Raw genomic sequence first — 7,989 nt, 5'->3', positions numbered from 1 at the left:
TGATTTGTACAATTAAGTAGTCGCTATGATGGTGGTTTTACTCCAGGCTTTAATTATCGATGTATTCATATTCACCTAGTAACTCATCAAGCTCTTGTAGTGACATTTTATTGTAACCATAATCGGAAGCTGTTTTTTCTGATTCCGTTTGACTAATACAATGATTGATTATCATTTCAAGGTTCTCTTTATACTTTTGGTTAAAATCAGTAATTAAAGATTCCGAATATTCCCTCTCATTGAAGGTAGTGTTCATTATTAATGTATCCTCTACAATTATTGAATTAATTTCTATAGAAGCATCTCTTGCATTTTCGCCACCTATACTCTCGCCAGGTGATAGCCATGATGCAGAAAATTCTTCATTGGTCCCTTTTTTACTCATTTCTCCCAAGTAATTAAATAGTATCGGTGCCGTTTCATCATTTAACAAATCTTGATCCTTTTTCAGGTATTTTAAAACCCCATATCCTATTCCGTTATTAGGAATTTTTCTTAAAGTCTCTTTTACCAATTTTATACTCATAGAAATTTCTTTTTCTTTACCTAAATCAAAATATACAGGATATATTGTAGTAAACCACCCAATAGTTCTACTAACATCTATGTTTCCAATGACTTCTTCTCTTCCATGACCTTCCATCAGAATTTTTAACCTGTTTTCTCCTGTTAAATCTCTTACTGTTACTAACAAAGCGGCTAAAAGGATATCATTTATTTGAGTATTATATGTTTTATTTGTTTCTCCCAATAACTTTTGAGTGTTCTCCTTATTTAGCGAAATGGTTAAGGTCTTGCTATTTTTATAATCGGTCACATCTAATTCTTCATTTTTCGCTAAAAAATCTACTTTTATATTAGATATGTCTGCCCAATATTTTTTTTCTTTTAGAAGTTTATTACTTCCCGCATAATCCATTAACTTTTCTGAAAACTCCTTAAATGAATCCGTTTTAAAACCTATATCAAGTTTTTCATTGAGATAGGCTTGTTTATATAACATTTCGAAATCTTCGAACAATACCCGCCATGACACTCCATCTATTACAAGATGATGGATAGTAATAAGCAAATGATCGCCCTCATTTGTTTTAAAAATGCAAAGCTTTAACATTTTACCGTCAGTAATCGAAATTTCCTTTTGTATATTTGTTGCTAGTTGACCCACTATCTCCTGTTGATTATCTTGATTTTCAATATCATAGACATATAAATCAAAGAATTCCCCATTCAAATCACGATTATATTGAAGAATTTCACCATTTTCCTCTTTATAAATCATTCGTAAAGCATCGTGTTTTTCACAAATTTTATGAAACACCTTTTCTACAATCTGTTCTTCAAATCCATTTTTTCTATACAGCATAAATGATTGATTATAGTGATTTAGCTCTTTATTATTTAATGCTTTGTTTAATACAAAATGTCTTTGCTGTATCGGGATTAAAGGAACGCTTCCCTGAATTATTTCATAGTTTTTCTTTACTCTCGATTCATTTTTTACATACTTACTAAGATTTTTAATTTTCGGGTTTTCAAATAAATCTTTAATTTTGAGTTTAAGATTCACTTTCGATAGTTTAGAAACTATCTGTAACGCTTTTATAGAATCTCCACCAACTTCAAAAAAGCTATCGTTAATCCCAATTTCTTTAATACCCAAGACATCCTGCCAAGCTGATACAAGATGTTCTTCCGCTTCATTTCGAGGAGCTTCATAATCTGTTCCCTTAGAAAGGTCCCCCTCTTGTACAAGAGGCAATGCTTTTCTATCTATTTTTCCATTCGGTGTAAGAGGCATTTTATCTAGTTGAATAAAAAATGAAGGAATCATATAATCTGGTAAATAATTTGACAAGTAGTCTCTTAATTCACTTGTAGTTAGCTCCTCTTTAGCTACTATGTATGCACATAAATAGGTAAAACCAGCATTATCTTTATAATCAATTACTACCGCCTGATTTATATTTTGATTACCTAATAGCTTAGCTTCAATTTCTCCTATTTCTACCCTAAACCCTCGAACCTTTACTTGATTGTCTATTCTTCCTAAAAACTCAATATTTCCATCTGAAAGCCATCTTGCCAAATCCCCTGTTTTATACATTTTTTCACCAGGTATAAAGCCATTTGAAACAAACCTTTCATGAGTAAGATCTGGTTTGTTTAAGTATCCTTTTGCAAGACCTTTTCCACCAATGTACAATTCACCATACACCCCTATAGGTTGTGGTTCTAATAAAGAGTTTAAAACATAATATTTTATGTTATTTAACGGCTTTCCTATAGGAGTATTTACCATTTGTGGTATATAATCGTACTCTTCTTCATAATAACTAGAATCAATAGTTGCTTCTGTGACTCCATAGCTATTAATCACTCTCATATTCTCCCCATATCTTTTAACCAAATTTTTGTACTCATGTATAGGACAGCTATCAGAACCTAATATTAATAATCGTAATGTGGTGAGTTCAAAATTATTTTCATATACATAATTCATAAAAGGTATAATAAGACTTGGGGTCGATTCAAAAATATTAATTTTATACTTTTTAATTGTCTTATATAATAAATCCAGTTCTAGCTTAATATGACTTGGTACTATATACATTGTCCCACCATTTAATAAACTTCTACATAAGTCCCCTGCAAATACATCAAACGACATACTAGCCATTTGTAGTAAATTAACTTTATACTTTGACAATTCATAGTGATCCATCCAAGTGTAATGAGCATTAACCAAATTTTTATGCTCTACTAGCACACCTTTAGGGTTTCCCGTTGTTCCTGATGTATATATGATATACACTAAATCATCCGGTGAATTGATATGATTCAAATTATCTTCATCGATATCATATATATCTATATGATTTACATTTACTACTTCACCGTAGGAACCATTTTTATCCGTTAGGTGTTCTTGAGTAATAATAATATCCGCATTACTATCCTCAAGCATAAATTCTATTCTCTCTGTAGGATACTCTGGATCTATCGGCAAATATGCTCCTCCAGCTTTTAGAATCCCCAATATTCCTACAATCATTTCTACTGATCTATCCACCATTATTCCAACTATACTATTTTGTGCAACACCTTTTCCTCTCAAAATTCTAGCTAGTTTATTTGCTTTTTTATTCAATTCTTCATATGTCAAATGCTTTTCCTCGAACACTACAGCTACATGATTTGGTGTTTTTTTAACCTGCGCTTCAAAGAGTTCATGTATAGTACCTACTGGATATTCGGCTGCAGTATCATTAAACTTGTTTAATACCATTTCCCTTTCTTCTTGTGAAAGCAAATTTATTTCACTTAGTTTTTGTTCAGGATTATTAACAATTTCTTTTAAGATATTAACTACATGATTTCCAATTCTTTGTATTGTTTCTTTTTTAAATAATTTTGTGCAATACTCTAAAATAAATTCTATGTGATCTGTATTTTCAATTGCCGATAGACTTAAATCAAACTTTGCCGCTTTAAAATCAATGTCATAAGGTTCAATTTTTAAGCCTTTTATATTCAACTCTAGATTATCTAAATTTTGAATAGAAAACATCGTATCAAACAATGCATTTCTACTAATATCCCTTTTTAAGGCTAGCTTTTCAACTAACTCATCAAATTGGTAATCTTGATTTTCATAAGCATTTAAGGTATTTTCTTTTACTTTCTTCAAATAATCAATGAATCTACTGTCTGCTTTAGGATGATTTCTCATCACAAGAGTATTAACAAACATACCAATAGTATTTTTTAAATCATCGTGTTGTCTTCCTGCAGTTGGCGAGCCAACTATGATGTCTTCTTGTCCCGTATATTTTGAAAGTAGTGTTGTATATGCTGCTAAAAGTAGCATATACATAGTAACTCCATTTTCCCTTGCAAACATTTTAAGCTTGTTTGTTAGTTCAGAATCTATTTCAAAACCTAATCGATCTCCCTCACTACTTTGTATTTGTGGTCTTGGAAAATCAGTTGGCATATTCAGAACTGGTATCTCACCTTCAAATACTTTAAGCCAATATTCCTCTTGTTTCTTTATATTATCACCTTTACAAAACTCTTCTTGCCATTCTGAATAGTCTTTATATTGAATTTCTAATGGCGCTAATTTTCTTTCTCCAAATATATCTGTTAACTCTATCATCAAAATGCTCATTGATACTCCGTCTGAAATAATATGATGCATATCAAGCATCATGATATGCTCATCCTGACTAACTTGTATAATTTCTACCCTTAAAAGAGGAGCTACCTCTAAATTAAAGGGTCTTATGAATCGTGCCACTCGTTCTGATACACTATCTTCTCCTAATTCACTATATTCAATTTTAAAATTTAGTTCTTTTTCTATCTTTTGAACTGGTTCTCCATCAATCATTACAAAAGATGTTCTTAATGCTTCATGTCTACCAATTAATGCTTTAAAGGCTTTTTCAAAACTATCCAATTGAAAGTGACCTTTCATTTGGATAACAACTGGAAGGTTGTAAGTAATTCCACTATCCTCTATTTGATTTAAAATATATAACCTTTTTTGAGCCGATGAAAGATTATAAAATTGCTTCTCCTCAGCTTTCCTTATTTTTGAGTAGGTACTCGTTTCTTTCCCTTTTATATATTCCCCAATGCTTTTAATAGTAGGAAAATTAAATATTTGTTTTAATGGTATTTCAACATTTAATTCTTTGTGTATTTTTGATACCAATGAAAAAGCTTTTAGTGAATGTCCTCCAGCTTCAAAGAAGTTATGATTTATTCCAATTTTCTCTATACCCAAAACATCCTTCCACACTAATGCCAACTTCTCTTCTACTAGATTTCGAGGTGCTTCATAATGATCTTCTATAAATTTACTTAAATCTGGTTCCGGTAATGCTTTCACATCCACTTTTCCATTAAGTGTAATCGGCAATTTTTCCATCTCTATAAAATGCAAAGGAATCATGTAACCAGGAAGCTTTTTGGCAAGCAACTCTCTCACTTTATCTATGTTCAGTTCTTCATTCAAATCATTAACTGTAATAAATGCGCAAAGATATCTGTTTCCATCTATCCCCTCTTTATCAATTACTTTGGCTTCTTTTATGTTCGGTTGTCTTAATAAGTGATATTCAATTTCTTCCAGTTCAATTCTAAAACCGTGAATTTTTACTTGATTATCTATTCTACCTAAAAATTCAATATTTCCATCAGGTAGCCATCTTACTAAATCTCCAGTCCGATATAATCGTTCTCCTAAACTAAAAGCATTTGACTTGAATTTTTCTTCAGTTAATTCTTTATTATTTTTGTATCCTCGCGCTACACCTTCTCCACCTATATATAATTCACCAGGTATTCCTATCGGCAGTAATTGAGCGTTATTATCCAAAACATACAATTTATAATTGCTTAGTGGTTTACCTATAGGTACACTTGTTCCCATACAATCATTGGAACTGACCTTATAATATGTTGCGCAAACCGTTGTTTCTGTAGGACCATATGAATTATAAACATCGGCGATCTCGATAATATTTTTTATATATTCATACTTTAAAACATCTCCACCACTAATAAATTTCATATTTTTATTAAGTATTAAATGCTTATTTTTATCAATTTCATTGAGTAACAATGGTGAACAGCTTACTAAAGTCACATTATATTTTTCTATATTTTTAACTAGCTCATCTATGTTCAAGTCACCAATTTTTTTACTAATAATTAATTTTCCTGAATTGGCTAAAATAGGAAATACCTCTTCCGTAAAGGCATCAAATGAAAATGAAACTATTTGCAATATAGAATCTTCTTCATTTAAAGTAATTTGTTTTGAAAATGCATAAATATAGTTAATAACGTTACGATGTGTAGTCATAACCCCTTTAGGTTTCCCACTAGAACCTGACGTATATATTAAATAAGCTAAATCTGATGAATGATTTAAATTCTCTAGGTTATCCTTACTTAAAGAACTAATTTCTTCATCATTAAATAGAATAATTGGAGCTGTTCTTACCTTGAATTGTAAGTGTTCTTGAGTAACGACTAATTTTGCTTCACTATCTTTTAGCATATATTCAATTCTTTCTTCCGGATACTCATTGTCAATTGGTAAATATGCTGCACCGGCTTTTAAAATCGCCAATATACCAATTATCATTTCTGGGGATTTATCCGCCATAATTCCTATCACAGTATCCGGCTTTGCACCATTTTTTCTAAGCAACCGTGCTAGTCGATTTGCTTTTTCATTTAGTTGTGTATATGTTAATTGTTCCTCTTCAAATATAATTGCAATATGATTTGGTGTTTTTAGAACCTGCTCTTCAAATACATGATTTAATGTCTTATTTTTAGGAAATTCAGTCATAGTGTCATTAAATTTGTGTAATATGATTTTTGTTTCTTCTTCTGAAAGTAAATTTATTTCTCCTAGTTTAAGCCTCGGATTATTGGTAATTTCCTTTATTACATTTACTAAATGACCTGCAAGTCTTTTCATTGTTTCTTTTTTAAATAATTTTGTGCAATATTGCAAATCAAATTTCAAATGATCTGTATATTCTATCGCCGTAAGACTTAAATCAAATTTCGCCACATTAAAATCAATATCGCAAACCTCAGTAGTTACTCCATTTATATTAAACTCAAAATTACTTTGATTTTGTATATCAAACATCGTATCAAACAATGCGCTTCTACTTGTTTCTTTTCTTAAATTTAGTTTTTCTACTAATGTATCAAATTGATATTCTTGATTCTCATAAGCATTTAATGTGTTTTCTTTTACTTGTTTTAAATAATCAATGAATTTAGTATCTGCTTTCGGATGACTTCTCATTGCAAGAGTATTAACAAACATGCCAATCGTATTTTTTAAGTCATCATGTGATCTTCCAGCAATTGGTGAACCAACTATTATGTCTTCTTGCCCTGTATATTTAGAAAGAAGCGTTTTATATACTGCTAAAAGAAGCATATACATAGTAACTCCATTTTCCATTGCAAGAAGTTTAAGCTTATTTGTTAGTTCAGAATCTATTTCAAAACCAATCCTATCTCCCTCACTACTTTGTATTTGTGGTCTTGGAAAATCAGTTGGCATATTTAGAACTGGAATGTCTCCCTCAAATACCTTGAGCCAGTATTCCTCCTGCTGCTTTATGTTATCTCCTTTATAGTACTCTTTTTGCCATTCTGAATAGTCTTTATATTGGATTTTTAATGGTGCTAAGTCTTTTTCTCTAACTAAATCAGCTAACTCCTTCATCAAAATGCCCATTGATACTCCATCTGAAATAATATGATGTATATCAAGCATCATGATATGCTCATCTTGATTAACACGTAAAATCTCTACTCTTAGAAGAGGCGCTACCTCTAAATCAAAAGGTCTTATAAATCGTGCTACTCGTTCTGATACACTATCTCTCCCTAATTCATCATATTTAATTTTAAAATTTAGTTCTTTTTCTATCTTTTGAACTGGTTCCCCATCAATCATTACAAAAGATGTTCTTAATACTTCATGTCTATCAATTAGCGCCTTAAAGGCATTCTCAAAAACATGCAAGCGAAAATCGCCCACTATTTTCATAACTAAAGGAATATTATATGTCGTACCTTCAGATTCCAGATTGTTTAAAATAAACATCCTTTTTTGTGCCATTGATAAGGTATAGCAATTATTTTCTGATTGTTTCGCTTTTGGAATTTCATTCTTTTTTTCTATATCTTCATTTTTTAAAGCTATAATAATTTTTTCTTTATATAACTTTATTTTCTCCTTTAATTCAGCTGTTATTAGCTCACGAGGTCCAATAATTTTTATCTTCCCTTGATTCTGATATAAGAAAATGTTTGATTTTTTTAAATCATTTATAAACCCTTTAATATCCATAACTAGAATCATTCCCTTCGCGGTGCCCATTCACTTTCTCACACTATTAGTAAATAACTAAAACAACTATCAAATTTCATATACAT

1 protein-coding gene is annotated in these 7,989 nt (G+C 30.6%); it reads right to left on the bottom strand.

Translation table 11 applies throughout. From position 1 onward, the window contains the following. Positions 1 to 49: 49 nt before the first annotated feature. Entirely contained in the window at positions 50 to 7,903 is a 7,854-nt protein-coding gene (locus AC0L0O_RS20210; RefSeq protein ID WP_473785980.1) for an amino acid adenylation domain-containing protein, read from the bottom strand. Between the last annotated feature and the right edge of the window lie 86 nt (positions 7,904 to 7,989).

It is taken from the genome of Bacillus sp. GS3m_15504, from assembly GCF_055825275.1.
The sequence above is the reverse complement of the archived record's forward strand: the minus strand, read 5'-3'. Positions and strand labels throughout refer to the sequence as shown.